22 protein-coding genes are annotated in these 25,274 nt (G+C 72.2%); 13 read left to right on the top strand and 9 right to left on the bottom strand.

Annotation, left to right across the window (positions count from 1 at the left end):
- The first annotated feature begins 47 nt into the window (after window positions 1-47).
- Genes ACFQRI_RS13245 through ACFQRI_RS13230 form a run of 4 tightly spaced genes read left to right on the top strand, consistent with a single transcriptional unit; the run spans window position 48 to window position 4,061 of the window.
- Complete coding sequence (locus tag ACFQRI_RS13245; protein WP_380668204.1) at window positions 48-1,058, top strand: ABC transporter permease; 1,011 nt, start codon at window positions 48-50, stop codon at window positions 1,056-1,058.
- 5 nt (window positions 1,059-1,063) lie between these two features.
- A complete protein-coding gene (locus tag ACFQRI_RS13240) occupies window positions 1,064-1,996 on the top strand; it encodes an ABC transporter permease (RefSeq protein WP_380668201.1) in 933 nt (310 codons plus the stop codon).
- 14 nt (window positions 1,997-2,010) lie between these two features.
- Window positions 2,011-3,009, top strand: a complete 999-nt coding sequence (locus ACFQRI_RS13235; protein WP_380668199.1) for an ABC transporter ATP-binding protein — start codon at window positions 2,011-2,013, stop codon at window positions 3,007-3,009.
- Entirely contained in the window at window positions 3,006-4,061 is a 1,056-nt protein-coding gene (locus tag ACFQRI_RS13230) for an ABC transporter ATP-binding protein (RefSeq protein WP_380668197.1), read from the top strand. Before ACFQRI_RS13235 ends, ACFQRI_RS13230 begins: the two co-directional genes overlap by 4 nt.
- A gap of 365 nt (window positions 4,062-4,426) precedes the next feature.
- On the opposite strand, the gene ACFQRI_RS13225 is transcribed toward ACFQRI_RS13230, so the two are convergent.
- Complete coding sequence (locus ACFQRI_RS13225) at window positions 4,427-5,338, bottom strand: EamA family transporter (protein ID WP_380668195.1); 912 nt, start codon at window positions 5,336-5,338, stop codon at window positions 4,427-4,429.
- A 73-nt stretch (window positions 5,339-5,411) separates the two neighbouring features.
- Here ACFQRI_RS13225 and ACFQRI_RS13220 point away from each other — a divergent pair, with 73 nt between their 5' ends.
- Window positions 5,412-6,317: a LysR family transcriptional regulator gene (locus tag ACFQRI_RS13220; RefSeq protein WP_380668193.1), complete on the top strand. Its 906-nt coding sequence runs from the start codon at window positions 5,412-5,414 to the stop codon at window positions 6,315-6,317.
- Here ACFQRI_RS13220 and ACFQRI_RS13215 read toward each other — a convergent pair.
- Entirely contained in the window at window positions 6,309-6,515 is a 207-nt protein-coding gene (locus ACFQRI_RS13215; RefSeq protein WP_380668190.1) for a hypothetical protein, read from the bottom strand. The two genes, ACFQRI_RS13220 and ACFQRI_RS13215, sit on opposite strands and share 9 nt — an antisense overlap.
- 537 nt (window positions 6,516-7,052) lie before the next feature.
- On the opposite strand from ACFQRI_RS13215, the gene ACFQRI_RS13210 reads away from it, so the two are divergent.
- Complete coding sequence (locus ACFQRI_RS13210) at window positions 7,053-7,688, top strand: DedA family protein (RefSeq protein WP_380668188.1); 636 nt, start codon at window positions 7,053-7,055, stop codon at window positions 7,686-7,688.
- Between the two features lie 229 nt (window positions 7,689-7,917).
- On the opposite strand, the gene leuA is transcribed toward ACFQRI_RS13210, so the two are convergent.
- A complete protein-coding gene (leuA, locus tag ACFQRI_RS13205; protein ID WP_380668186.1) occupies window positions 7,918-9,711 on the bottom strand; it encodes a 2-isopropylmalate synthase in 1,794 nt (597 codons plus the stop codon).
- Window positions 9,712-9,958: 247 nt separating this feature from the next.
- Between leuA and ACFQRI_RS13200 the strand changes: the two genes are divergently transcribed.
- Both ACFQRI_RS13200 and ACFQRI_RS13195 read left to right on the top strand, forming a co-directional pair.
- Entirely contained in the window at window positions 9,959-10,309 is a 351-nt protein-coding gene (locus ACFQRI_RS13200) for a hypothetical protein (protein WP_380668184.1), read from the top strand.
- Window positions 10,310-10,453: 144 nt separating this feature from the next.
- On the top strand, window positions 10,454-12,253 hold the full coding sequence (locus ACFQRI_RS13195) for an FUSC family protein (protein ID WP_380668182.1): 1,800 nt from the start codon (window positions 10,454-10,456) through the stop codon (window positions 12,251-12,253).
- 7 nt (window positions 12,254-12,260) lie between these two features.
- Here the strand turns inward: ACFQRI_RS13195 and ACFQRI_RS13190 are convergent, their stop codons facing one another.
- The 4 genes from ACFQRI_RS13190 to ACFQRI_RS13175 all read right to left on the bottom strand — a co-directional run bounded on the left by ACFQRI_RS13190 (window position 12,261) and on the right by ACFQRI_RS13175 (window position 15,948).
- Window positions 12,261-13,397, bottom strand: coding sequence for an aminotransferase class V-fold PLP-dependent enzyme (locus ACFQRI_RS13190; RefSeq protein ID WP_380668180.1), 1,137 nt, complete (start codon window positions 13,395-13,397; stop codon window positions 12,261-12,263).
- Window positions 13,398-13,545: 148 nt separating this feature from the next.
- Window positions 13,546-14,163: a permease prefix domain 1-containing protein gene (locus tag ACFQRI_RS13185; RefSeq protein ID WP_380668178.1), complete on the bottom strand. Its 618-nt coding sequence runs from the start codon at window positions 14,161-14,163 to the stop codon at window positions 13,546-13,548.
- A 70-nt stretch (window positions 14,164-14,233) separates the two neighbouring features.
- Complete coding sequence (locus ACFQRI_RS13180; RefSeq protein WP_380668176.1) at window positions 14,234-14,851, bottom strand: nitroreductase family protein; 618 nt, start codon at window positions 14,849-14,851, stop codon at window positions 14,234-14,236.
- Between the two features lie 8 nt (window positions 14,852-14,859).
- The gene (locus tag ACFQRI_RS13175) at window positions 14,860-15,948 is read right to left on the bottom strand and encodes a hypothetical protein (RefSeq protein WP_380668174.1); all 1,089 of its coding nucleotides are present in this window, start codon (window positions 15,946-15,948) and stop codon (window positions 14,860-14,862) included.
- A gap of 434 nt (window positions 15,949-16,382) precedes the next feature.
- On the opposite strand from ACFQRI_RS13175, the gene ACFQRI_RS13170 reads away from it, so the two are divergent.
- From ACFQRI_RS13170 to ACFQRI_RS13150, 5 genes are all read left to right on the top strand, one after another.
- The gene (locus ACFQRI_RS13170; RefSeq protein ID WP_380668172.1) at window positions 16,383-17,648 is read left to right on the top strand and encodes an aspartate kinase; all 1,266 of its coding nucleotides are present in this window, start codon (window positions 16,383-16,385) and stop codon (window positions 17,646-17,648) included.
- Window positions 17,648-18,700: an aspartate-semialdehyde dehydrogenase gene (locus ACFQRI_RS13165; RefSeq protein ID WP_380668170.1), complete on the top strand. Its 1,053-nt coding sequence runs from the start codon at window positions 17,648-17,650 to the stop codon at window positions 18,698-18,700. Before ACFQRI_RS13170 ends, ACFQRI_RS13165 begins: the two co-directional genes overlap by 1 nt.
- A 358-nt stretch (window positions 18,701-19,058) precedes the next feature.
- Window positions 19,059-19,259, top strand: a complete 201-nt coding sequence (locus tag ACFQRI_RS13160) for a Uma2 family endonuclease (protein WP_380668168.1) — start codon at window positions 19,059-19,061, stop codon at window positions 19,257-19,259.
- A 42-nt stretch (window positions 19,260-19,301) separates the two neighbouring features.
- On the top strand, window positions 19,302-19,427 hold the full coding sequence (locus tag ACFQRI_RS13155; RefSeq protein ID WP_380668166.1) for a hypothetical protein: 126 nt from the start codon (window positions 19,302-19,304) through the stop codon (window positions 19,425-19,427).
- Window positions 19,428-19,483: 56 nt separating this feature from the next.
- On the top strand, window positions 19,484-20,959 hold the full coding sequence (locus ACFQRI_RS13150; RefSeq protein WP_380668164.1) for a gluconokinase: 1,476 nt from the start codon (window positions 19,484-19,486) through the stop codon (window positions 20,957-20,959).
- A gap of 167 nt (window positions 20,960-21,126) precedes the next feature.
- Here the strand turns inward: ACFQRI_RS13150 and ACFQRI_RS13145 are convergent, their stop codons facing one another.
- Together ACFQRI_RS13145 and ACFQRI_RS13140 are read right to left on the bottom strand one after the other, a co-directional pair.
- Complete coding sequence (locus ACFQRI_RS13145) at window positions 21,127-23,586, bottom strand: helix-turn-helix transcriptional regulator (RefSeq protein WP_380668162.1); 2,460 nt, start codon at window positions 23,584-23,586, stop codon at window positions 21,127-21,129.
- A 93-nt stretch (window positions 23,587-23,679) separates the two neighbouring features.
- On the bottom strand, window positions 23,680-25,068 hold the full coding sequence (locus ACFQRI_RS13140) for an Hsp70 family protein (RefSeq protein WP_380668160.1): 1,389 nt from the start codon (window positions 25,066-25,068) through the stop codon (window positions 23,680-23,682).
- Between the last annotated feature and the right edge of the window lie 206 nt (window positions 25,069-25,274).

Below are 25,274 nucleotides of genomic sequence, written 5' to 3'. Positions count from 1 at the left end.
GGCGACCGCGCGCGGACCCGCGCTGACCGTCGACGGGGGTTTCAAGCGTGCTCCGCTACACCATCCGGCGGCTGGGACAACTCGTCCTGGTCGTCTTCGTGCTGTCGATACTGCTGTTCGCCTGGTTGCGCATGCTGCCCGGCGGTCCGGTCTCGGCCCTGCTGGGCGACCGCGCCACACCGCAGGCGCGCGCCGCGCTGGAGGAGGCGCTCGGTCTCGACCAGCCGCTCCACCTGCAGTACTTCAAGTTCCTGGGCCGCGCGATCACCGGCGACTTCGGCACCTCCACCGGGGTGCAGCGCGGTGACCCGGCGCTGGAGGTCTTCCTGACCCGCTTCCCGGCCACCCTGGAGCTGTCCATCTTCGCGCTGCTGCTCGCGGTGCTGGTCGGGATCCCGGTCGGCTACCTCGCGGCGCGGCGGCGCGGCGGCTGGCTGGACAACATCAGCATCAGCTGGTCGCTGGTCGGCGTCGCGGTGCCGGTGTTCTTCCTGGCCTTCCTGCTGAAGTACGTCTTCGCCGTGCAGCTGGGCGTGCTGCCCGCCTCCGGGCGGCAGGACGTGGCCATCAACGCCACCCGGGTCACCGGCTTCTACGTCCTCGACGGGTTGCTCACCCGCGAGTGGGACGCGTCCTGGAACGCTCTGGTGCACCTGGTGCTCCCCGCGATCGCGCTGTCCACCATCCCGTTCGCGGTGATCTTCCGGATCACCCGCGCGGCGGTGCTCGACGTGATGGACGAGGACTACGTGCGCACCGCGCGCGCGAAAGGCCTGGCGGGGATGGTGATCCGGCGCAGGCACATCCTGCACAACGCGATGCTGCCGGTGGTCACCACGATCGGACTGCAGACCGGAGCGCTGCTGGCCGGCGCGGTGCTGACCGAGCGGGTGTTCAACATCCCCGGCGTCGGGGAGGCCGTCGCGCTCGGCTTCGAGCGCAAGGACTTCCCGGTGCTGCAGGTGGTCATCCTGGCCTCGGCCATGGTGTACGTGCTGGTCAACCTGGTCGTCGACCTCTCGTACGCCTTGATCGACCCACGACTGCGGACCAGGTGAGGCTGATGGTGCTCAACACCGCGCGCAAGGAGAAGGTCGACGACCTGGCCGCGACCGCGTCCGACGCCGGGGTCAGCCTGGCCGCTTCGGCCTGGCGGAGGCTGCGCCGCAACCCGGTGTTCATCGTCGGGGCGACGATCATCGTGCTGTTCGTGCTGCTGGCGCTGTCGGCGCCGCTGCTGGCCCCGCACGACCCGGGCCTGCGGCTGCTGGAGGACCAGGTTTCCCGCGCGGACAACGAGATCCCGCCCGGCCAGCCCGGGTTCCCGCTCGGCGGCGACCAGTACGGGCGCGACCTGCTGTCCCGCCTGCTGCTCGGTTCGCAGCAGACGCTGCTGGTGGCCGTGCTGGCCACGATCATCGGCCTCGGCGGCGGGCTGGTGCTGGGCGTGCTCGCCGGTGCGTTCGGCGGCTGGGTGGACGCGCTGGTGATGCGGATCGCCGACGTGATGCTGTCGGTTCCCTCGCTGCTGCTGGCGGTTTCGATCGGTGCGCTGTTCGTCCAGCAGACCCAGTTCACCGTGATCCTGGCGGTGGCGATCGTGCAGGTGCCCATCTTCGGGCGGCTGCTGCGCGGCACGATGTTGGCGCAGCGGGCCAGCGACCACGTGCTGGCCGCGCGTGCGCTGGGCGTCAAGGAGCGGTCGATCGTGTTCCGGCACATGCTGCCCAACGCGCTCGGTCCGGTGATCGTGCAGGCCACGCTGGTGCTCGCGGTGGCCATCATCGACGCCGCCGCGCTGTCCTTCCTGGGCCTGGGGTCGGCCGACGACTCGGTCCCGGAGTGGGGCCAGATGCTCGGCCGGGCGCAGGACGTCATCGACTCGCACCCGCAGCTGGCCTTCTGGCCCGCGAGCTGCATCATCCTGGTCGCGTTCGGGTTCACGCTGGTCGGCGAGTCGCTGCGCGACGCGCTGGATCCGAAGCGCCGGCGCTGAGGGGGAGGAACCCAATGGCACTGCTGGAAGTTCGCGACCTCTCGGTGGTCTTCGCCCGCAAGGGCGAGCCGCCGACGACCGCGGTGGACGGCATCTCCTTCGACGTCGAGCCGGGGCGCACCGTCGGCCTGGTCGGCGAGTCCGGTTGCGGCAAGTCGGTGACCTCGTTGGCGATCATGGGGCTGCTGCCCGCGCGCGGCGCCGAGGTCTCCGGCGCGGTGAACTTCGAGGGCACCGACCTGCTGGGGTTGTCGACCAAGGAGCTCGACGCTCGCCGGGGCAAGGACCTGGGCATGGTGTTCCAGGATCCGCTGACCTCGCTCAACCCGGTGATCCCGATCGGGCTCCAGGTCTCCGAGGTCATCGAGCGGCACCGCGGGTTGAGCCGCAAGGAAGCGATGCCCGAAGCCGAGCACCTGCTGCGACGGGTGGGCATCCCGGACCCGAACCGGCGGCTCCGGGAGTACCCGCACCAGCTCTCCGGCGGGATGCGGCAGCGCGCGCTGATCGCCACGGCCCTGGCCTGCGAGCCGCGGCTGCTCATCGCCGACGAGCCGACGACCGCGCTGGACGTGACGATCCAGGCGCAGATCCTCAAGCTGCTCTCGGACCTGGTCGCCGAGACCGGCACCGCGCTGATCATGATCACGCACGACCTCGGCGTGGTCGCCGGGCTCTGCGACGAGGTCAACGTGCTCTACGCGGGGCGCGTGGTCGAGCGCGCGCAGCGGCACGAGCTCTTCGAGCGGCCGAAGCACCCCTACACCGCGGGCCTGCTGGCCTCGGTGCCGCGGCTGGACTCCTCGCGCGGCGAACCGCTCACGCCGATCGACGGGTCGGTGGCCGACAACATCCCGTGGGACGCGGGCTGCGCGTTCTGCCCGCGTTGCCCGAACGCGCTGGAGATCTGCGAGAAGCAACCCCCCGAGGCCAGCATCGACGTGAGCAACCGGTTGCTGCGCTGCCACAACCCCGTCCGCGAGCCGATGACGAACACGATGGAGGCGTCATGAGCGAGGTGACCGACGCCGGTTCCGACGAGGTGCTGGTCGAACTCGACGACGTCGAGGTGCACTTCCCGATCAAGCGGGGAGTGGTGCTGGACCGCACCGTGGGCCACGTCTACGCCGTCGACGGGGTCTCGCTGCGCATCGCTCGGGGCGAGACCTACGGGCTGGTCGGCGAATCCGGTTGCGGGAAGTCGACTCTCGGTCGCGCGGTGCTGCGGCTGGAGAAGCCCACCGCGGGCAAGGTCGTGTTCGACGGCACCGACCTGTCCGGAATGCGGGGCGAGAAGCTGCGGCAGATGCGGCAGCGGATGCAGATGGTCTTCCAGGACCCGCTGTCCTCGCTCGACCCGCGGCAGTCGGTGGAGGCGCTGCTCGTCGAGGGCATGCGCGCGCACGGGATGGCCAGGGACAAGGAGCACACCGACAAGCGGTTGCGCGAGCTGCTCTCCGCGGTGGGGCTGCCCTCCACCTCGCTGCGCAAGTACCCGCACGAGTTCTCCGGCGGGCAGCGGCAGCGGATCGGCATCGCCCGCGCGCTGTCGGTGGGCCCGGACCTGGTGGTGGCCGACGAGCCGGTGTCCGCGCTGGACGTCTCGGTGCAGGCGCAGGTGCTCAACCTGCTCGAAGAGCTGCAGTCCCAGTTCGGGCTGACCTACCTGGTCATCGCGCACGACCTGGCGGTGGTGCGGCACATAGCCGACCGGGTCGGGGTGATGTACCTGGGCGGCATCGTGGAGGAGTCCACTTCGGACAACTTGTACGCCGAGCCGATGCACCCGTACTCGAAGGCGCTGCTCTCGGCGGTCCCGGTGCCGGACCCGGTGGTGGAGGACGAGCGCGAGCAGATCCTGCTCTCCGGGGACCTGCCGTCGCCCGCGAACCCGCCCGCCGGGTGCCGGTTCCACACGCGCTGCCCGTGGGCCCAGCGGACCCGGTGCGGCTCCGAGCGCCCCGAGCTGCGGGAGATCGCGCCCGGGCACCGGGTGGCCTGCCACTTCGCCGAGGACATCCGGGACGGGAAGCTGCAGCCCGGTGGTGCGGCGGCGGTCGTCTAGCGCTTCTCCGAAACCGCCGACCTCCCAGGGGTGCGCGGTTTCGGCCGAATCGCCCGCGCGACCGCTTGACGTCCACTTAGGATGCGGGTGTGCGGTACAGCGGTGCTTTGCGGTGTTCGGCGTGCGAGCACCGGGCGATTCTCGAGCGCGCGACGGTCGATCGGCTGGTGGCCGAGGCCGGTCACGCCCTGGTCGGCTACGAATGCCCCGAGGGCAACGGTTTCCACGTGGCCAACCCGGACTTCGAACGAGGCCAGGAGCAGCGGGCCGACTAGACCGGCCCGGCGCGCCGACCCCGCCTTCGTCGAAAGTCCCGACGCGGTGCGGGGACATCCGGTGAGGAGGGGGCCGGCACGCCGAGCGGGTCACGCCGCGACGGGATCGGGTTCGGGTTCCGGGCGCGCCGAGCGCCGGACCTTCCCGATGCTGCCCAGCAGCACGCCGGTGACCACCACCGCGCCCGCGGCGAGCTCCAGCCAGTGCGGCGTCTCGCCGAGCACCACCCAGGCGAGGGTGAACCCGGTGACCGGCACCAGCAGCGAGAACGGCGCGACCGTGCTGGCCGGGTAGCGGCCCAGCAGCGTGGTCCACACCCCCGAGCCCACCACGGTCGCCAGCAGCACCGTGTAGGCCAGCCCGATCAGCGCGACCAACCCGCTGCTGGTGCTGAACGCGGTGCTCAGCGAGTGCCAGCCGGCGGCGGGCCCCTCGAAGACCGCGGACATCGCGAACATCGGCAGCGGCGGCACGATCGAGATCCACAGCGTCAGGTGCAGCGGGTTCGGCGCCTCGGCCTTGCGGCTGCACAGGTTGCCCAGCGCCCAGGAGAACGCGCCCGCCAGCGTCAGCAGCAGCGGCAGCAGGGTCGCGGTCTGCGCGCGGTGCCAGCCGATGACGACCATGCCCAGCACCGCGATGCAGATGCCCAGGACCTGGATCCCGGAGAGCCGCTCGCGCAGCAGCACCGCGCCGAGCAGCACGGTGAACGGCGCGGAGCTCTGCAGCACCAGCGAGGCCAGCCCGGTCGGCATCCCGGTGCGCAGCGCGATGAACAGGAAGGCGAACTGCAGGGTCGCGAAGCCCAGCCCGTAGCCGAGCAGCCAGCGCCACTCGACCTGCGGGCGCGGGACGAACAGCAGCACCGGGAGCAGCACGGCGAAGCGCAGCCCGGCGAAGAAGAACGGCGGGAAGTGCGCCAGGCCGCCGTCGAGAGCGATGAAGTTCGCTCCCCAGAGCACGGCCACGAACACGGCGAGCAGGCGATCGGTCTTCGTCACGCCTCAAACCCTGCCGCGCGGGTTTTGTGAAGCACAAGCGATATTATCTGCACGTACTGTGTAGTATTCCTGCATGGACGTTCGCAGGCTGAGGCTGCTGCGCGAACTCGCCGACCGGGGCACGGTCACCGCGGTCGCCGAGGCGCTGTCCTACACGCCCTCGGCGGTCTCCCAGCAGCTGCGCGCGCTGCAGGCCCAGGTGGGCGTGCCGCTGACCGAACCGGCCGGTCGCGGGCTGCGGCTCACCGACGCCGGTTGGTCGCTGGCGGCCCGCGCGGACGAGATCCTGGCCGCCCTGGACCGGGCCGAGGCCGAGCTGGACACCTACCGCTCGACGCCGCGCGGCGTGGTGCGGGTGGCCTCGTTCCCCTCGGCCGCGGTGCTGCTGCTGCCGGGGCTGCTCCGCCGGGTGGCCGAGCACCGGAAGGTGCGGCTGGAGTGCCGGGACGTCGACATGACCCCGGCCGAGGTGCCGCGGCTGACCGCGGACTTCGACCTGGTCGTCACGCACCGGGACGACCACGCGGCGCCGTTCGACGACCGGCGGCTGGCGGTCGCCCCGCTGCTGCGCGAGCCGCTGGACGTGGCGCTGCCGCTGGGGCACCCGCTGGCCGATCGGGAGAAGCTCGAGCTCACCGAGCTGGCGCGCGAGCCCTGGCTGAGCGTGGACGTGGGGTTCCCGGTCGACGACGTGCTGCGCTCGCTGGCGGTGCGCACCGGGGTGCGCCCGCGGGTGGTCCAGCGGATCAACGACTTCCGGGTGATCGAGGCGCTGGTCGCCGACGGGCACGGCCTCGCGCTGCTGCCCAGGCACTCCACCGAGCACGAGCGGCTGGTGCTGCGGCCCCTGGCCGGCGTGCGGGCCGGGCGCAACATCGAGGTGGTCTCCCGGAAGGGCGCCGGCGAGCACCCGGCGGTGCGGGTCGCGCTCGACGCGCTCAGCGCGGAGGCCGCGGCGGTCGTCGAGGCGTCAGGCTGAGGCGGCGTGGCCGGCGGCCCGGTCGACCAGCTCGGCGAGGTTCTCGGCCTCCTCGGCGGTGAACACCAGGGTGTCGCCGGGTGGGAGGACGACCGCGACCCGGTCGCCGACGACCAGCACGGTCACGTCGGCCTCCGCCGGAGCCGCGCACCTGATGCGCCAGCGGAGCATTTCCGTCGGGTCCTCGGTCGGCCACATGTTCACCTCGGCACTGCTGCGTTCCGCAGTGACTGAACAGGGCCCGCCGCGCGGGATCAAGCACCGTCGCTCGTTCGTGTGGCAAGTTTCGGAAGGCGAAACGAGGGGGCGGAGCGGGAAAGCGGCGCGGTCCCCGACTGTGATCCCCTACGTCCGGCCGCTTCCCCGCATCCAGTTATCCCCAGGGGTCGCGTACTACCCCGACGCGCCCATCATGCCCGCTCGGCGTTCCGCGCAATACCGACTTTGGTCGAGTCGATTGCCCGGACCGGGCGCCCGTCCCGACCTCCGGGACGACTCGGGTGCCGCCCCGGGATGTCCCGGAAGCGGTGACCGAAACCACACGGCATGGTCGAGGCCGCGGTGGTCCTCCCGTCCGTGGGTGGGCGATCGCCGCGTTCGCCGAAGACCCGCGGAACTTCGGGCGTTTCGCCCAGTTCGCGGTGGTGGTCGCGGGGGCCGGGCCGGTTTCGGGTCCGTACCCTGGCGGTGGCCGCGTGCGAGGCGTGCGACGTTCCCCGACCCGAACGGACCTTCATGATCGAATGGCTGGACACGATCCCATCAGGCGTGATCTACCTGGTGGTCGCGCTGATCATCGGCTTGGAGAGCGTCGGCATCCCGCTTCCCGGTGAGATCCTGCTGGTCAGCTCGGGGGTCGCGGCCTCGCACGGCGTCGTCGACCCGGTCCTGCTCGGCGTCGTCGCGGCCACCGGCGCGATCATCGGCGACTCCGTCGGCTACGCGGTCGGCAAGCGCTGGGGCCGTCGCCTGCTGCGCTGGCTGGGCCGCAAGATGCCCAAGCACTTCGGCCCCAAGCCGGTGGCCCAGGCCGAGCGGTTGTTCGAGCGCTGGGGCGCCTGGGCGGTCTTCGGGGGCCGCTTCGTGGCGCTGCTGCGCATCCTGGCGGGGCCGCTGGCCGGCACCCTCGGCATGCCCTACCGGAAGTTCCTGCTGGCCAACGCCACCGGCGGGATCGCGTGGGCGGGCTCGGTGACCGCGCTGGCCTACGCGTTCGGCCTGGTCGCGGGGCAGTGGTTCCACCGCTTCTCGTGGGTGGCGCTGCTGTTCGCCATCGCCTTCGCCTGGCTGGCCGCCCGGGTCATCCAGAAGCGGGTCGAGCGGGCCGACGCCGAGGACCACGCCACCGGAGAAACCGCCCCCACCCACTGAACCCACCCCACCCGAACCCCCTTCGCACCCCCCCGCAACACCCCGATTCACCTCCCGATCGGGGCACCGATTCACCTCCCATTCCGGGGGTGGAATTGCCTCGTTTTCCGCCGGTCGAGTTCGAGGGTTTTCGGAGGATCAGCCGGTCGGGGGTATCAAGGGTGGGAGCACGAAAGCGGGGCGTCCCGGGAGGCCGGGACGCCCCGCTTCGGGGTGATCGTCGGGAGGGTCAGCGGTTGGCGCGGTTGACCGCCGACACGACCGCCTCCAGCATCGCGGCGATGGTGGAGGTGTCCACGCCGACGCCCCAGAAGACCTCGTCGCCGACCGCGCACTCCAGGTAGGCCGCGGCGCGCGCGTCGTCACCGGCGGTCAGCGCGTGCTGGTGGTAGTCCAGCACCCGCACGTCGTAGCCGACGGTGGTCAGCGCGTCGACGAACGCCGACACCGGACCGTTGCCGCGCCCGGTGATCTCCCGCTCCTGGCCGTCGACCAGCACGCTGGCGTGGATCGTCTCGTCGCCCGCCTCGCCGGCCGAGCGCTGCCGCAGCAGCTTCAGCGGGGCCTCGTTCTCCAGGTACTCGGTGGAGAACGCCTCCCACATCACCGCGGGGGCGACCTCGCCGCCCTCCGAGTCGGTGCGCTGCTGCACCACCTTGGAGAACTCGATCTGCAGCTTGCGCGGCATGTCCAGCTGGTGCTCGGTCTTCATCACGTAGGCCACGCCGCCCTTGCCGGACTGCGAGTTGACCCGGATGACCGCCTCGTAGGTGCGGCCCACGTCCTTCGGGTCGATCGGCAGGTAGGGCACCTCCCACGGGTGCTGCTCCACCGGCGTCCCCGCCCGCTCGGCCTCGGTGCGCAGCGCGTCCAGGCCCTTGTTGATCGCGTCCTGGTGGCTGCCGGAGAAGGCCGTGTAGACCAGCTCGCCGCCCCACGGGTGGCGCTCGGGCACGGCCAGCTGGTTGCAGTGCTCGACGGTGCGCTTGACGTAGTCCAGGTCGGAGAAGTCGATCTGCGGGTCGATGCCCTGGCTGAACAGGTTCATGCCCAGCGCCACCAGGTCGACGTTGCCGGTGCGCTCGCCGTTGCCGAACAGGCAGCCCTCGATCCGGTCGGCTCCGGCCTGGAAGCCCAGCTCGGCGGCGGCGATGCCGGTCCCGCGGTCGTTGTGCGGGTGCAGCGACAGGATCACCGAGTCCCGGCGCGCCAGGTTGCGGTGCATCCACTCGATCGAGTCGGCGTAGACGTTCGGCGTGGCCATCTCGACGGTGGCCGGCAGGTTCAGGATCACCGGCTCCTCGGGAGTGGGCTGCAGGATCTCGGTGACCGCGTCGCAGATCTCCACCGCGTAGGACAGCTCGGTGCCGGTGTAGGACTCCGGCGAGTACTGGAACCGGAAGTCGGTGTCCGGGTACTTGGAGGCCAGCTCCTTGACCATCTCGGCGCCCGTGGTGGCGATCTTCTTGATCCCCTCGCGCTCCTCGCGGAAGACCACGCGGCGCTGCAGGATCGAGGTCGAGTTGTAGAAGTGCACGACCGCCTTCGGCGCGCCCTCCAGCGCCTGGAAGGTCCGCTCGATCAGCTCGGGGCGGCACTGGGTGAGCACCTGGATGCGCACGTCGGAGGGGATCGCCCCGTCCTCGATGATCTCCCGGACGAAGTCGAAGTCGGTCTGGCTGGCCGCCGGGAACCCGACTTCGATCTCCTTGAAGCCCATCTGCACCAGCAGCTCGAACATGCGGCGCTTGCGGGCGGGTGACATCGGGTCGATCAGCGCCTGGTTGCCGTCGCGCAGGTCGACCGCGCACCACAGCGGGGCCCGGGTGATCCGGGCGTCCGGCCAGGTGCGGTCGGGCAGGGATACGTCCTCGACCAGCTCGTGGAACGGGCGGTAGCGGTGGAAGGGCATCGAGCTGCCGCGCTGCGGGTTCCACGGCGCCTGGTCGGAGGGCGCGGGTTTGGACGGCTTGACCACGCGGCCGCTGAACGGGGCCTGGGCGTCGGGGGTGTTGCTGCTCATCAGAGAGGTTCTCCTGGTCGCTTGCCGGTTCTGGACTCAAGACCGGCGCGTTCGAACCCCGCGACGAGGGGCCGGTCTAGGAGACCCCGTCGCGGCGGCGAAGCAGGAGAACGCGAGCCACGAGCACAACAGTAACCGCACCACGGGCCCGAGATGCAAGCACCTGGTCCAGATCGTGGGAAAGATCCTGGTCACGAGCCGATTCCGACGCTGGGGCGATCGGGCCCGCTCGTGCCACACTGTGATCGTGGCCGAAGATGTTCGAAGCGACGCGCGCGAGGGCGGCTTGAACCGCGCCGACGCGCGCCGGATGTGGGGACGGTTCGTCGACGTGCTGACCCGCGTCGTGCGCTTGGCGGGCACGGTCTGCGCCGCCCTGCTGGCGCTCCACGTGGTGCTCGTGCTCGGCGGCGCGAACCCGGACAACGGCATCACGCAGTTCGTGGCGAGCGCGGCCGACACCCTCGCGCTGGGCTTCCAGGACCTGTTCATGCCGGCCGACCCGCAGCTCGAGGTCCTGGTGAACTACGGCGCGGCCGCCCTGTTCTGGCTCCTCATCACCGGCATCGCGACCAAGATCCTGGTCTCCGTGCGCTGAGCGAGCCGCCCGAACGGGTGTGACGCATCCCGTGGTGTGACGCGGGCGGCGATCGCTCCTGGGGAGATCGGCGCGCCGGGAGAATCGGGGACGTTCCGGCCGCTCGCCGTGGAGCGCGCACGCCCGCAGCGGAAGGGATGGCGGTTGACCACCGGCGCGCTCCCCAGAATCGAAGTCCCCGGCTGGCTGCTGCGCATGCTGCGCCCCGTCGCGATCCCCACCGACTGGACGCGGGTGACCGCGGCCGCGATCGGCATCGGCGCGCCGCAGGTGCTGGGGGTGCTGCTCGGCCGCGGCGACATCGCGATGCTGGTCTCCATCGGCGCGCTGTGCGCGTCGTTCTCCGACGTCACCGGCTCCTACCGGTATCGGGTGCGCAGGCTCGCGGTGGCCGCGGTGCTGGGCGCGGCCGGCTTCGCCGCCGGGGCGGGCGCGCCGGGCCCCTGGTGGGCGGCGGCGGTCGTGCTGCTGGTGGCGGTGCCCTCGGCGCTGTCCAGCAAGCTGGGGGAGCTGTGGTCCTCCGGCGGCGCGCACATGCTGACCTTCTGCATCGTCGGCACGGGCGATCACTCGACGCTGCCGGTCGCCGAGCAGGTCGGCTGGTTCCTCGGCGGTGAGCTGCTGCTGCTCGCGCTCGCCGCGGCGACCTGGCCGATGCGCCGCACCGCTCCGGCGCGCGGAGCGGTGGCCGACGTCTTCGACGCGATCCGCGCCATGTTCGACGCGGATTCCACCGTCGCCGCCCGCCAGCGGCTCACCGGGGTCCTCGACACCGCGCACGACGTGCTGCTCGGCGGCACCTCGATGTCGCGCAGCCGGGTGCGCGACCGGCTCTACCTGATCTACCAGCAGTCGAACTCGGTGGTGGAGGCCGCGGTCTCGCTGGCGCACGCGGGCATCGATCCGCCGCAGCGCACCCGGGACGCGCTGGCCGCGCTCGCGCACGCCACCCGCACCGGCGAGGCGCTGCCGCCCTACGAGCCCGACCGGTCCGGTTCGCCGCTGCTGCGGGCGCTGGACGACAGCATCGCCGAGCTCACCGAGAGCGTCAGCCGGGGCCGCCGGGCGCAGGTGCGCGCCCAGCGGGCCCGACCCGGCCTGAGCTTCGGCGCCACCGCCTGGTGGCAGACGCTGCGGATGGTGCTGTGCCTGGCCGCGGCCGAGGGGATCGGCCTGCTGCTCGGCCTGGACCAGGCCTACTGGATCGCGATGACCACCGCGCTGGTGCTGCGGCCAAACTCCGGATCGGTGTTCGCCCGCACCGTGCTGCGCGCGCTGGGCACCGTCATCGGCGTGGTGCTCGCCGTCGCGCTGCTGGCGCTGGTGCCGGCGGGCTGGTGGATGGTTCCCTTCATCGTGCTGCTCGCCGGCAAGCTGCCGATCGCGCTGAGCAGGCACTACGGTCTGTTCAGCGCGGTGATCACGGCGCTGGTGCTGCTGCTGATGAGCCAGCAGCGGCTGTTCTTCCCGCAGGCCAGGTTGGTCGACACGCTGATCGGCTGCGCGATCGTGCTGGTGGTGGGCTCCCTGCTCCGCCAGGTGCACGAGGGGCCCTCGCTGCGCAGCGGTTTCGCCGAGGCCGTCGAGTCGGTCACCGATTACGTCTCGCGCTCGCTCGGCGGGGTGCGGCACGGGCGCTCGGCGCTGCGCCGCCGCACCTACCGGCAGCTCGCCGAACTGCGCTCGCGGTTGCAGCAGCGGCTGATGAGCCCGCACGGCGCGGCCGAGGCGGAGGCCTGGTGGCCCGCGGTCGTGCTGCTGGAGCGCGTGGTCGACGCGGCGACCGAGCAGGCGGTGCGCGGGGACGCCGACGACCTGCAGCACGCCCAGCTGCTGGTGTCCACCATGCGCACGATCAACCGCAGGTTGCGCACCGACCCCGAGGTCGGCCCGGGCGACCTGCGCGACGAGCTGGACGGGATCTACCGCCAGATCGCGGCGTGAGCGGCGGTCATCCCACCTCGTGCAGCGCGGAGTGCAGCTGCTCGGCCGCCTGCCAGACCTCGACGTGGGAGAGCCAGGCCGGCGGGAAGTGGAAGCGCAGCAGGTCGGGCTCGGCGCACTCGGCCAGCACGCCCCGGTCGGACAGCGCGTCGGCGAGCCGCTGCGCGGCGGGATGGGTCAGGCACACCTGCGCCCCGCGCGTCGCCGATGCCGGCGGACCGGCCACCTCGACCGCGATGTCGGCGCAGAACTCCTCGATCTGCTCCAGGAACAGACCCACCAGGCCGCGCGCCTTCTCCGCCAGCGCGCCCGCGGGCACTCCGTCGAGGATGGACAGCACCGTGCGCAGCTCGCTGACCGCGAGCGCGGCGGCCGGGCCCGCGAAGTGCTCGATCAGCGGGTGGTGCGCCTCCTCGGCCAGCAGCCGGTCGGCCAGGAAGCTGTAGGACGGGGCGGTCGCGCTGCCGCCGAGGTACTTGTAACCGCAGCCGATCGCGAAGTCGGCGTCCCAGCCGTGCAGGTCCACGTCCAGCGCGCCCGCCGAGTGCGTCAGGTCCCACAGCGCCAGCGCGCCGTGCCGGTGGATCTGCGCGGTCAGCGCGGCGGCGTCGCGCACCGCGCCGGTGCGCAGGTCGGCGTGCGACAGGGCCACGACCGCGACCCGGTCCATCGGCAGCCCGTCGAGCCGGTCGGCGTCGTCGACGAGGACCAGCTCGCCGCCGATGTGCTCGGCGGCCGAGCGGGCCAGGCAGTGATCGGTGGGGAAGCAGTCGTGCCCGACGGCCAGCACCGGTCGGTCGGCGCGCAGCCGCGCCGCGGTCACCATCGCCTTGAACAGGTTGATCGAGGTCGACTCCGCGATGGTGATCTCACCGGCGTCGGCGCCGAGCAGCGGCGCCAGCGCGACGGCCGCGAGCCGGGTCTCCCGCCGCCAGTCGGATTCGCCCGGCGGACGTCCGCTCCGCGGTTCCCAGCGGTGCTGGACGAACCGGCGCAGGCGCGCGGGCGAGGTGCGCGGCAGCGGGCCGCCGCTGCAGCCGTCCAGGCGGATCAGGCCCGGGGGCAGGTCGTGGCGCAGGCGCAGTCCAGCGAGCGCGTCCGCGTCATCCAGCGCTTCCGCGGTCGATCTGATACTCGTCCACACGAGTGAAGTCATACCGCATGGAAGAACGCCTCGTAACAGGACCAGCGATCAATGGTCGAAAATTCGCGCTGAGCGTCCCGCCCCCGGAGGAAGATCGTCATCCGAACAGCGGCAACGCGCGAGTAGGTGCGGCGGTTCGGCCGCCGCCTCAGGGCATCAGCGAGGCGCACTGGCGGCAGGTGCGGGCCGACAGCATCAGCGCGCCGTGCGCGACGGCCGTGCTGCCCGCGATGACCAGCACCAGCGGCCAGGGCGCCGGCAGTTCGGAGACCAGCGCGACCGTGGTCACGGGCATCGCCAGCCCGGCGACCGTGGCGCTCCAGGCCAGCACCGCGGGCAGCCGGTCCGGTACCGACAGCCGCTGGGTGAGCAGCACCGCCGCGATGCCCATCAGCACCGTGGAGATCCCTATCCCGACCAGCAGCTGCACGGTCTCAGGCGGGGTGACGTAGCCGTCGTGCCCGAGCGTCCAGGCCAGCCGCCACCCGCCCAGCAGCGCGGGCATGGTCAGCAGCAGCCAGAACGCGGTGCGCCTGGTCTGGGCGACGGTGAGCTCGCGCTGGCAGCCCGGGGCGAGCTCGGCGGGCGTGCCGAACTCGCGCAGCGCCTCGGCCACCGCCTCGGACCGCGGCTTGCCGTCCTCCAGGTGCGCGGCGATGCAGTCGTCGAGACCGTCCCGGATGTCCTCCAGCAGGCGCGCCTTGGTGCGGCGGGGTCCGCGCAGCTCGGCGGCGAGCTGCGCGACGTAGCGGTCGACGGCGGTCACAGTCCGCTCCCCGCTCCGTCGCGCTGCACTGCGTCCGCCTCCATGACCCGGGAGCTTAGGCCAGATCGGCTCAGAACGCGCTGGTTGACCAGGATCCCGTGAAGACAATCTCGTCCAGCGGCTTGCGCGACCGCGGGCGCAGCTCCTTGTCCCGCAGCCCGTCGTCGGCATCGGCGAGGTCGCCGAGCGCGCCCACGGCGATCGCCACCTTCGGCTCGAAGTCGTCCGGCACGCCGAACTCGGCGCGAGCGGCCTCGGCGTCGAATCCGGCCATCTGGTGCCCGTGCAGGCCCTCCGCCTCGGCCTGCAGCACCAGGTTCTCCGCGGCCAGGCCCAGCCCGTACTCGCCGTAGGGCATCGGCTCGCCGTCCTCGTTCAGCTTCCGCGCCACGCCGATGACCAGCATCGCGGCGTTGCCAGCCCAACCGCGGTTGCCCCGGGAGAGCACGCGGTGGATGCGCTCGAAGGTCCCCTCGCCGCGACGACCCGCGATGAACCGGGCGGGCTGGGTGTTGCCCCAGGAGGGGGCCCAGCGGGCGGCCTCGAACAGCGCGGTGAAGGTGCGGTCGTCGATCGTGACCGCCGGGTCCAGCACCCGCGGGCTCCACCGCTGCGCCAGCAGCGGGTGCAGCGCCGCGGCCGTCTCGGCGGTCTTGTCCGGCCGCGTCAACTCGTCCTCAGCGGTCACGGGACCTCCTAGATCGCGTATTGCCAGGCGGTCAGCGAGTACGCGCCCAGCCAGGAGCCGAAGAACACCAGCAGCACCGCGGTCGTCACCGCCGTCGGCCGCCGCCGCTTGGCGAGCCCGATGGCGACCGGGATCAGCAGCGGGAACGCCGGCAACATCAACCGCACCTTCGAGTACATCAGCCCGTCCGACCCGAGGTCCAGCACCAGCACGGCCGCCGCGAACAGCACGAGCGGCCACGGCATCCGCTGGCGCACGCACACCACCAGCAGGACCAGCGCGGCCAGCACCACCCAGACCGTGAAGGTCTCGAACACCGAACGTTCCCGGGTCAGCGTCTCCAGCACGAACTTCCCGGTGGTCGCGCCGCCGTCGAAGGCCGAGGACCAGCCGCGCTGCTGCAGCTCGAAGTAGCCGTTGAGCTCGCCGGTCTGCAGCCCGACCCAGCCGACGTAGAGCAGCATCCCGGTCGGCGCCAGCAGGATGGCCAGCCACGGGCGCCAGGAGTCGCGGTGCTGGACCAGCGCCACGATCGCGGCCAGCCCGACCACGCCGATCAGCGCCGCGGCGGTGGGTCGCACCAGTCCCGCACCCGCGCAGCACAGCCCGGCCAGCGTCCAGTTGCGCTCCACCACCCCGATCAGCGACCAGATGGCCAGCGCGCAGAACAGCGCCTCGGAGTAGGCCATGGACAGCACGACCGACATCGGGGCGGCGGCGAAGAGCACCACCAGCAGCAGCCCGGCCGCGCGGGAACCGCCGATGCGCTCGCCGAGCCGGGTGAGCCCGTAGGCGGCGAACACGCCGCAGGCCAGGCTCACGACGACCGCCGCGCCGGTGGTGGTGATCCCCGGCAGCACCTGCACGGCCATGATCAGCAGCGGGTACCCGGGGAAGAACGCCAGCGGGGTCTCGGGATACCGGTGGCCGAACCCGTCGACCATGCTCGGGTCGACGCCGCCGTAGCCGTTCGCGGCGATCTCGGTGTACCACTGGCCGTCCCAGGCCCGCAGGTTCTCCACGACGGTCTCGTCGTTGGCCGCCGACAACCACGCGAGCACCAGCAGTCCGACCAGCCGCACTGCGAGGTACACCACAGCCGGAGCGAGCGCGGTGATCGTCCGGCGCTGCCCCGGCGTGCCGAAACCGGCCACGGGCAGTAGCGATGAGCTGTATCGTTTCCGCTGCGTAGCAGTGACGTTTCCGGCACCGTCGCGGGGTGGCTCCAGCGCTCCCGGCGTGGTGGACAACCCGACGCTCCACTCTTGTCGACAATCGCGTCCCACAGGGTAGACGCGCATCCGGAGGTTGGGGTTCGACCCCACGTGTTCGGTAGGCTAGTCCGGCAGCGGAGCGACCTGGTGTAGGCCGTTTCGGCTGGCCCGGGCGACCCCGGTACCCGCCGACGCTGCCGACCGCCGAGTCGCGGGGCGTCCGGTCCGCGAGGGCCGGTGCCCTTTCGTCAACCCGGTGTCAGCGCGGGGACAACCCGCGCCCGGGAGACCGCAGCGGTCGAGGAGGTTTGTTTCACGTGGCGCTCGTCGTCCAGAAGTACGGCGGTTCCTCACTCGAGAGTGCTGATCGCATCAAACGGGTCGCCGAACGCATCGTCGAGACCCGCAAGGCGGGCAACGACGTTGTGGTCGTGTGCTCCGCGATGGGTGACACCACTGACGAGCTGCTCGACCTCGCCAAACAGGTCAACCCGTCCCCGCCCGAGCGGGAACTCGACATGCTGCTGACCGCGGGGGAGCGGATCTCCAACGCGCTGGTCGCGATGGCGGTCGAGTCCTTCGGGGTGGAGGCGTGCTCGTTCTCCGGTTCGCAGGCCGGGGTGATCACCACCTCGGCGCACCAGGACGCGCGCATCGTCGACGTCACCCCCGGCCGGATCCAGGAGGCCCTGGCCGAGGGTCAGGTCGTGCTGGTGGCCGGTTTCCAGGGGGTCGCGCTCGACACCAAGAACATCACCACGCTGGGCCGGGGCGGCTCGGACACCACCGCGGTCGCGGTGGCCGCCGCGCTGCAGGCCGACGTGTGTGAGATCTACACCGACGTGGACGGGGTCTACACCGCCGATCCGCGCATCGTGCCGAACGCCAAGCACCTCGACCGCATCACCTCCGAGGAGATGCTGGAGCTGGCGGCCACCGGCGCGAAGGTGCTGCACCTGCGCGCGGTGGAGTACGCCCGCCGCTACGGCGTGCCGCTGCACGTCCGCTCGTCTTACTCGCCCAAGCCCGGCACTACCGTGTCCGGTTCAGTGGAGGACCTTTCCGTGGAACAGGCGATGATCACCGGCGTCTCGCACGACCGGTCGGAGGCAAAGGTCACCGTGCGCGGTGTGCCGGACAACCCGGGCGTCGCGGGGCGGATCTTCCGCGCCGTCGCCGACGCCGAGATCGACATCGACATGGTGCTGCAGAACATCTCCGGCACCGAGTCCGGCCGCACCGACATCACCTTCACGGTGGCGCGCAGCAACGGCGAGGTCGCCGTGGCCGAGCTGGAGAAGATCCAGGGCGAGGTCGGCTTCACCGAGGTCGTCTACGACGACAGCGTGGGCAAGGTCTCGCTGGTCGGCGCGGGCATGCGCTCGCACCCGGGCGTGACCGCCACCTTCTGCGAGGCGCTGTCGAACGCGGGCGTGAACATCGACATCATCAACACCTCGGAGATCCGTATCTCGGTGCTGATCGACGACACCCAGCTCGACACCGCGGTGCAGGCGCTGCACTCGGCCTTCGAGCTCGGTGGCGACGAGGAGGCCGTCGTCTACGCGGGGAGTGGTCGCTGATGGCTCCGACCCTGGCGATCGTCGGTGCCACCGGAGCGGTGGGCACCGTGATGATCGACATCATCAACAACCGCGACTCCGTGCCGTGGGGCGAGGTCCGGCTGATCGCCTCGCCGCGGTCGGCGGGCAAGAAGATCACCGTGCGCGGCGAGGAGAAGTCCGTGGTCGCGCTGGCCCCGGAGGCCTTCGACGGCGTGGACATCGCGCTGTTCGACGTGCCCGACGAGGTCTCCGCGCAGTGGGCCCCGGTGGCCGCCGAGCGCGGCGCGATCGCGGTGGACAACTCCGGCGCGTTCCGGATGGACCCCGAGGTCCCGCTGGTGGTGCCCGAGGTCAACCCGGAGAAGGTGCACGAGCGGCCCAAGGGCATCATCGCCAACCCGAACTGCACCACGCTGTCGATGATGGCGGCGCTGGGCTCACTGCACCACGAGTTCGGCCTGCGCGAGCTGGTCGTGTCCTCCTACCAGGCGGCCTCCGGCGCCGGTCAGGACGGCATCGACCGGCTCTACGCCGAGATCGCCGCGGTCGCGGGCAAGGAGCTGGGCGTCGAGGCGGGCGACGTCGCCGGGGCGCTGGCCGCGGCCGGCCTGTCCGCCGAGACCCCGTTCAAGGCCCCGCTGGCGCTCAACGTGGTGCCGTGGGCCGGTTCGCGCAAGGACGACGGCTGGACCTCCGAGGAGCTCAAGGTCCGCAACGAGTCCCGCAAGATCCTGGGCATCCCGGAGCTGAAGGTCTCGGCCACCTGCGTCCGCGTGCCGGTGCAGACCACGCACTCGCTGGCGGTGCACGCCACCTTCGAGCGCGAGGTCACCGTCGAGCAGGCGCACAAGGTCTTCACCGACCAGCCCACCATCGTGCTGCAGGACGACCACGACAACGAGGTGTTCCCGACCCCGGCCGCCGTGGTCGGCGAGGACCCGACCTACGTCGGTCGCGTCCGCCAGGCGCTGGACTTCCCGAACACCCTGGAGTTCTTCGTCTGCGGCGACAACCTCCGCAAGGGCGCGGCCCTCAACACCTACGAGATCGCCGAAACCCTCGCGAAGTGACCTGATCAGGTGCTCGAGGGCGCCCATCTCCTGACCGCAGGAGGTGGGCGCCCTTATCGGTTGCAGGGGGTGGATACCACTCGAGGGGGTGTTTGGCCGAACGGCCGATGTGGGCGCGCGACGGGCGACGCTATCAATGGAGGCATGTCCGTGATGACCTGGCCCGATCACCTGTTGACCTTGGCGGAGTTCGACGAGCTCCCGAGGACAGCTCGCGGCGCTACGGGCTCCAGGAAGGCGTCCTCCACGTGACCCCGAAAGCAGCCGGTTTCCACCAGTTCGTCCTCACCCGGTTGTCCGCCGCGCTCTCGATCGTTCGCTACCGGTTGGCTGGGCCGCGATCGGCGAACCGGAGGTCGTGATCGCCGGGACGTTCCCGCCGACGGTTCGGACCCCGGATGTGATCGTGGTGAGCCTCGACCGCGTCCTGGAACGGCCGACGAAGTTCCACGCTCAGGACGTGGTCCTCGCGGTCGAGGTTCTCTCGCCCGGCTCGCAGCGAGCGGACAACATCGTGAAGCGGGCTGAGCGCGCAGAGGCGGGAGTACCCGCGTACTGAATCCTCGACATCCGCGAACGGCCGACTCTCGCCGCCCAGCGCGTGGTCGACGGCGTCTACAAGACGGATTCGGACGGCACGGGAGTGTTCACGACCGAGCACCCGTTCGACCTGCGCATCGACCTGGACGCCCTGGGCACTCGCGTCGTGCCGCCGGCGCGGGAGTGATTCCGGGCACGGTGCCTGCGCTGAGCTGCGGCCGTCGCGCCGGATAGGTTGGGGGCATGAGTTCTGTCCCGGTCGTGCTGGGTGTCGACCTCGGCACCACTGCCACCAAGGTCGTCGCCGCGGGCACCGATGCGCGCGTGCTGCACCAGACCGAGCGCGGGTACCCGCTGCGCACCGACGAGTCCGGGGAGGCCACCCAGGACGCGGAGCAGGTGCTGGCCGCGGCGGTCGAGGCGTTGGCCGAGTGCGCCGGCTGGGCGCGGGAGAACGGGCACGAGGTCGCGGGGCTGTCGTTCAGCTCCGCGATGCACACCCTGGTCGGGTTGGACTCCTCCGGCCGACCCGCCACCCTCGCGTTCAACTGGGCCGACACCCGAGCCGCCGACGTGGCCGCCGGGCTGCGCGCGGACTGGGACACCGCTTCCGCGCTGCACCGCGCGACCGGAACTCCGGTGCACACCCAGTCAGTCATGGTGAAGCTGTCCTGGTTGCACGGGGACGGCCGCGAGCTGATCGGCGACGCGGTGCGCTGGTCGGCGCTCAAGGACTACGTGGTCGCCGAGTTCACCGGCGAGTTCGTCACCGAGCACTCGCTGAGCTCCGGCAGCGGTCTGCAGGACATGGCCTCGCTGCGCTGGCACGGCCCCGCTCTGGAGGTCGCCGGGATCCGCGCGGAGCAGCTGCCCGAGCTGCGCACGCCGACCGATGCGTTGCCGCTGGTGAAGGAGGTCGCCGAGGCCACCGGTCTTCCGGCCGGGCTGCCGGTCGTGCTCGGGGGCGGGGACGGACCGCTGGCCAACCTCGGCGTCGGCGCGGTCGCGCCGGGCGTCGCGGCGCTGTCGCTGGGCACCAGCGGGGCGCTGCGGGTCACCAGGGACAAGCCGGGCGTGGACGAGCGGTGCCGGACCTTCAGCTACGCGCTGGCCGACGGCCTGTGGGTGATCGGCGGGGCGGTGAGCAACGGCGCGGTGGTCGGCGCGTGGGCCAGCGAGTCCTTCGGCGTCGACGTGGCCGAGCTGCTCGACGAGGCCGCCGCGGTCCCGGCGGGCGCGGACGGGCTGATCGCCCTGCCCTACCTGCTCGGCGAGCGGGCCCCGTGGTGGGTGCCGGGCATGACCGGCGCGTTCCTCGGCCTGCGCCGCTCGCACGGGCGCGCCGAGATGACCCGAGCGGTCGTGGAGGGCGTGGCGCAGCAGCTGGCGCTGGTGCGCGAAGCGGTGATCGACTCCGGCGCGGAGGTCCGCGCGGTGCGCGCGACCGGCGGCGGGTTCCGCAGCCGGGTGTGGGCGGACGCGATCGCTTCGGCGCTGAACATGCGGATCTCGCTGGCCGAGGGCAGCGGCGGGTCCGGACTCGGCGCGGTGCTGCTGGGCTGGCGCGCCCTCGGCGAGCACGACTCGCTGGAGCGCGCCGCGGAGCTGGTCGCGATGGACGGCGAAGCCGACCCGGACCCGGCGGCCGCCGACCTCCTCGCGGCTCGACGCCCCTTCATCGACCGCTTCCACGAAATCCTCAACGACCTCCCGAACTAGGAGCCGTTCGGGAGGTGCGCCGCTCCGGTGGCCGCGCGCCGGGGCGCACCTGATGCGCGGCGTCCTCGCCACGAGCGGCTGCCGGACCTGCGCGTCAGCCCCGCTCCTGATGCAGCGGCACCGCCGCGTTCTCGCCCGGCCACCAGGTCGCGGTCCGGACCGGGCGGTCAGCCGGGCGGGGTGCCGACCAGCTCGCGGAGCCTGGTGAGGAGTTCCTCGCGGTTGGCGCAGCCGAGGCGCTGCTTGATCCGGCTGATGTGGTGCTCGACCGTCTTGGCCGAGATGAACAGGCGCTTGCCGACCTGCTTGTAGGTCAGGCCGGCGACCACCAGCTCGGCGACCTCCTTCTCGCGGGCGCTGAGCAGCTCCGCGTCCGTGCCGGAGGTCTGCACGGCCCTGGGGCGCTGCGGTTTTCCCTGCAGCGAGCGGGCGCACTCCAGCAGCGCGAGCATGGCCCTGCGGTCGGTGGTGCGCAGCGCGGCCTGTCCGGCCAGTCGCGCGCCGTCCCAGGCCAGCCCGGCGACGTGCAGCGCGCGCGAGGCGTTCTCGGTGCGCTCGTGGTCGACCTCCCCGCTGAGCACCTGCAGCCACACCTCGGCGGCCTCGGCCATCGCCGAGGCCAGCTGGTTGTGCTCGGCGAACTCCGCGAGTCCGCCGGCGAGCAGGTGCATCTCGCGCGGGTCCTCCAGCACGATGGCCGCCTGCAAGCGCTTCCAGCGCAGCATCGCCGTCCACAGCGGCGGGTTGCCCAACCGCTCCAGCAGCGCCTCGGCCTCGGCCAGGTAGGGCTCGATCCACTCCTGGTCGCGCAGCCGCGCCGCGGCGACCACGAGCTCGCCCAGCGGCAGCAGGCTGAACAGGTCCACGGTGTGCTCGGCGACGACCTGGCGGGCCAGGGTGCGGGCGTTGGCCAGCATCGTCATGTCGTTGTCGCGGCTGGCGATGCCCGCGGCGATGGCCACCGCCGTCAACCGGTCCCGCACCGCGTTCTCGGCCACCGCCGGGACCTTCGCGCGCGCGGTGATGGTGTCGCCGCGCAGCAGCGGCAACCAGGCCGCGAGCAGCCGGTGCCGGTTCTGCAGCAGCGCGCCACCGGCCCCGGACTCCAGCACCTTGTCCAGGGTGGACTCGGCGACGTCGAGCTCGCCGCAGTGCAGCGCGACCAGCGCGGCCAGCGACGCGGGGCTGTCCGGAACCGGCGCGGAGCTGCGGGGTTCGACCAGCGAGGCCGCGCGGACCAGGCTGGAGAGCGCGCCGGCCGCGGTGCCCACCACGGATTCGCGCACGCCCGAGGCCAGCTGCGCGGCGGCGCCGGTCGACGAGGTCGGCGGGCCCGCGTCGTCGGCGGTGGCGAGCACCTCCTCCGCGTCGGCGAGGCGCCCGGATCCGATCAGGCCCACCGCCGCGTACGAACGGTCGCCCGGCCAGCGCAGCTTCTCGGTCGACCAGCGGCACATCTCAGCGGAGCGCTCCAGCAGCCCCCGGTGCGCCAGCACGCCCGCCGCGACCTGCGCGCCCAGCTCCCGCTGCGGCGCGAGCTCGTCGACGATCACCTGGTCGGACAGCCGCAGCGCCTCGTCGAGATCACCGGCCACCGCGGCCGCGCGCGCCTGCCGCGCCCGCAGCGCGGAGGCCGACGAGCCCGCGGAGGCCGCCGCCGCCAGCAGTTTCGGCGCGAGCCGCGGCGCGACCTGCAGGGCCTCGTCCCCGGCTCGTTCGAAGGCCGAGGCCAGGGTGGCCTCGGGCAGCAGCGCCATCGGCGCGTCCAGCAGCGGTGCGACCAGCGGCAGCACCGGGCCGCCACGGCTCATCTGCAGCTCCACCAGCCGCCGCGTGATGCGCAGCCGCCGGTCCCAGTTGCCCAGCCGCAGCACCGCCGCCCGCACGATCGGCAGCAGCGCGTCCTCGGCGTTGACCATGCCGGCCAGCCGCATCGCGCTCAGCGCGGCGCCGACCTGGTCGGCCCGCAGGTCCAGCACGGCGGCCAGCAGGTCGGGATGCGGCATGGCGCCCACGGCCATCGCGGTCGCGCACTCCCAGCCCTGCTCGCCGAGCTGGTCCAGGTCGTGCCCGAAGAGGTCGAGCGCGCGGGCCGGCAGCCGGGTCTCGCCCGGTGCGGCCGCGCTCAGCAGGCGGGCCACGTAGCGCGGGACGCCGCCGGTCTGGGTCTGCACCCAGCCGATCCAGTCCAGCGGCGCGCCGTCGGTCCGCTCGGCGATCTCGTCCACCCCGAGCGGGGCGAGCTGCACGGGCGTGCCGAGCTCGTCGATCAGCTCGCCGAGCGCCCGGCCGCGCGGTCCCGGGCGGTAGCCGACCAGCAGGCGCGCACCGGGTTTCGCGGCGATCTCGCGCAGCCGGATCAGCACCTCGTCGTCGAGCCGGTGCGCGTCGTCGACCAGCACCGCGCCCTGCTCGGCCCGGTCCAGCGCGTGCACCCCGAGCACGGGCACCCCGGCGGCTTCGTAGGTCTTGGCGAGCTGGGTCAGCAGGGTGGTCTTGCCGAATCCGCCCGCACCTTGGATGCCCGCCACGATCGGGGCGGCCGGGTCGGCGGCCACCGCCGAGCGCAGTCCGGCCGCGCGCCCTTCCGGGAGCAGGGCGGGGCGGGTGGTGGAGGGGTGGTTCACGCCTGCCTTCCTCGTGGTCCGGTCGTCGTGCCGGCTGTGGTCAGTTGGCTGACGGGGGCTGGTCCGGTTCCGGTTGCTCGCTTTGCCGATCTGTTAGCCGGGCCGGTTCGCCCCGGTGTGCAGGATCGCCTGGAACAGGCTCAACACGCCCTTGAACGAGGCGTCCTCGACGAAGAACGTGATGAGCACGCCGATGATCACCAGGGCCGCGGCGGCGGACAGCTTGAGGATCTTCATCCGCTTGGCCCTGGACTCGTCCGGCGGTTCGATCGGCATCGGTTCGACCTCGATCGGCGGTCGCTCCACGGGCTCCGGCTCGTCCTCGTGGGGCTCGGAGTCGTCCAAGCCCTCGACGGCCATCAGCACGCTCGTCTCGGCCACCGAACCCTGATCGGTGCCGGTGGTCAACACCTTCGAAGCGGCCAGCGCGGCACCGCTGGCCGCGGCCAGCTCGGGGGAGACGTCGACCAGCGGCGGGTGCTGCAGCCGCTCGCCGACCAGGTTCTGCAGCAGCGGGATCCGCGCGACGCCGCCGGCCAGGATCACCGTGTCGACGTCCTCAGGACGCAGCGAGACCGACTGCACCGCCTGCGAGATCAGCTCCGGAACCCGTTCCAGGTGCGGCCGGGCGAGCTGCTCCAAGCGGGTGCGGGAGATCGCGAACTCGGTGGGCCCGCCGGGCAGGTCCAGGCGCATGGTCACCCCGCTCTGCCGGGACAGCGCCTCCTTGGCCCGCACGCACTCGTTGCGCACCGCGGCCAGCGCCGCGCGCTGCGCCGGGTCGGTGGCGTCCAGCGAGTCCAGCTGCGCACCGTGCTGCTCGCGCAGCAGCTCGAAGACCTCGTCGTCGAGGTCCTGCCCGGAGGGGTGGTCGGACCGCAGCGGCGATCCGACGAACTCGAAGGCGGGGGCCCGCCTGCGCAGCACGGCGACGTCGGTGCTGCTGCCGCCCACGCTGGCGACCACCAGCGGGTGGTGCTCCTCGACCCGCTGCTTGGCCGCGTAGTCCACGGCCACCGCCATCGGCTCGGGCACCATGGTCACCTCGGAGTGCCCCAGCTGCGCCAGGGCCTGCTGCACCAGGCGGATCCGGTGCGGGCCCCACGCGGAGCTGTGCGCGACGGCGATGTGCTCGGGCGGGTGCCCCTGGCGGTGCGCGACGGTGTCGGCGACCCACTCGATCATGGCCGCGACCAGGCGCTGCGCGGGCACGAACTCGCTCCCCACGACCAGGGGCAGGTCGTCGCCGAGCCGGGCGGTGAAGCCCCTGGCGACCCACTCGTGGTGGTTGATCTCCTGCCGGGCCGCTGCCTCGCCGGCGACGAAGGAACCGTCCTGCACCTTGCACAGCACCGTGGGGACCACGGGCCCGGTGCCGGCCAGCGGAACCGGCGTGGCAGCGGCCCACTGGCCGCCGTCGCGCCGCGCCGTGGCTGCGGTCGTCACCGTCGAGCCGAGGTGAACGCCCAGGACGTAAGGCATGCAATCCCTTCGTGTGCGGTGTGGTGCGCAGCCGTTGGACGGGGTCGCGGCAGCTGCGGTGCCACACAATTTAGCGGTACCCGATTACGGAGAGGCTTCAGAGCCCCCCAACAACCCCCTAACGGGCCACTAAAGGTACCCCCTAATAGAGATCGAGATGACTAGGAGTCGTACCCGATGGCTAGGGGGGCCTGCGCTCCTAACGT

Origin of the sequence: Saccharopolyspora griseoalba (assembly GCF_042665275.1) — a bacterium.
GTDB lineage: Bacteria > Actinomycetota > Actinomycetes > Mycobacteriales > Pseudonocardiaceae > Saccharopolyspora > Saccharopolyspora griseoalba.
This window is presented reverse-complemented; position numbering and strand designations above follow the sequence as displayed.

Coding starts and splice junctions, on each gene's coding strand:
- leuA (WP_380668186.1), bottom strand. CDS start 9,711: ATGAGCAGCAACACCCCCGACGCCCAGGCCCCGTTCAGCGGCCGCGTG.
- ACFQRI_RS13215 (WP_380668190.1), bottom strand. CDS start 6,515: ATGTGGCCGACCGAGGACCCGACGGAAATGCTCCGCTGGCGCATCAGG.
- ACFQRI_RS13140 (WP_380668160.1), bottom strand. CDS start 25,068: ATGCCTTACGTCCTGGGCGTTCACCTCGGCTCGACGGTGACGACCGCA.
- ACFQRI_RS13165 (WP_380668170.1), top strand. CDS start 17,648: ATGGCTCCGACCCTGGCGATCGTCGGTGCCACCGGAGCGGTGGGCACC.
- ACFQRI_RS13235 (WP_380668199.1), top strand. CDS start 2,011: ATGGCACTGCTGGAAGTTCGCGACCTCTCGGTGGTCTTCGCCCGCAAG.
- ACFQRI_RS13210 (WP_380668188.1), top strand. CDS start 7,053: ATGATCGAATGGCTGGACACGATCCCATCAGGCGTGATCTACCTGGTG.
- ACFQRI_RS13230 (WP_380668197.1), top strand. CDS start 3,006: ATGAGCGAGGTGACCGACGCCGGTTCCGACGAGGTGCTGGTCGAACTC.
- ACFQRI_RS13150 (WP_380668164.1), top strand. CDS start 19,484: ATGAGTTCTGTCCCGGTCGTGCTGGGTGTCGACCTCGGCACCACTGCC.
- ACFQRI_RS13240 (WP_380668201.1), top strand. CDS start 1,064: ATGGTGCTCAACACCGCGCGCAAGGAGAAGGTCGACGACCTGGCCGCG.
- ACFQRI_RS13220 (WP_380668193.1), top strand. CDS start 5,412: ATGGACGTTCGCAGGCTGAGGCTGCTGCGCGAACTCGCCGACCGGGGC.